1 protein-coding gene and 1 pseudogene are annotated in these 932 nt (G+C 57.7%); both read left to right on the top strand.

Annotated features, from left to right (window positions below; genetic code table 11):
* Positions 1-551, top strand: a 551-nt coding sequence (phoP, locus tag ENTHG_RS00080; protein WP_044172012.1) for a two-component system response regulator PhoP, incomplete at its 5' end; no start/stop codon positions are given.
* Positions 548-932 (top strand): annotated as a pseudogene (locus ENTHG_RS00085) (two-component system sensor histidine kinase PhoQ); the annotation flags it as partial. The gene phoP and the pseudogene ENTHG_RS00085, both read left to right, overlap by 4 nt.

The raw sequence follows: 932 nt of genomic DNA on the forward strand, positions 1-932 counted from the left end.
AACATCTGCCCGATATTGCGATTGTCGATCTTGGCCTGCCGGACGAAGATGGCCTGTCGCTGATTCGCCGCTGGCGCGGGCACGATGTCTCCCTGCCGGTGCTGGTGCTGACCGCGCGTGAGGGCTGGCAGGATAAAGTGGAAGTGCTGAGCGCCGGGGCGGACGATTATGTGACGAAACCTTTTCATATTGAAGAGGTGGCGGCGCGTATGCAGGCGCTGATGCGGCGCAACAGCGGGCTGGCCTCGCAGATTATCTCCATTCCCCCTTTTCAGGTGGATCTCTCCCGCCGTGAGATGTCCATCAATAATGAAGTGATTAAGCTGACCGCGTTCGAATACACCATTATGGAGACGCTGATCCGCAACAGCGGCAAAGTGGTCAGCAAAGATTCGCTGATGCTGCAACTCTACCCGGACGCCGAACTGCGCGAGAGCCATACTATTGATGTCCTGATGGGGCGTCTGCGCAAAAAAATCCAGGCAGAATATCCTGCGGAGGCCATTACCACCGTGCGCGGCCAGGGCTACCTGTTCGAACTGCCAAAATGAGGCGTCTGCTGCGGCATTTCCTGCCGCTCTCCTTACGCGTTCGCTTCCTGCTGGCCACGGCGGCGGTGGTCATGGTGCTCTCACTGGCCTACGGCATGGTGGCGCTGGTGGGGTACAGCGTCAGCTTCGATAAGACCACTTTTCGCCTGCTACGCGGCGAGAGCAACCTCTTCTATACGCTGGCAAAATGGGAAAACGGCACCCTGAGCGTCGATCTGCCTGACAATCTCGATGTGCAAAGCCCGACCATCGCGCTGATTTATAACAAGCAGGGCAAGCTTATCTGGGCGCAGCGGGATGTTCCATGGCTGGTGAAGCGGGTTGACCCTGCCTGGCTTAAAGCGGACGGCTTTCATGAAATAGAGGCGGATGTGGATGACT

The sequence above is a fragment of the Phytobacter massiliensis JC163 genome (assembly GCF_000321045.1).
Taxonomy (GTDB): domain Bacteria; phylum Pseudomonadota; class Gammaproteobacteria; order Enterobacterales; family Enterobacteriaceae; genus Phytobacter_A; species Phytobacter_A massiliensis.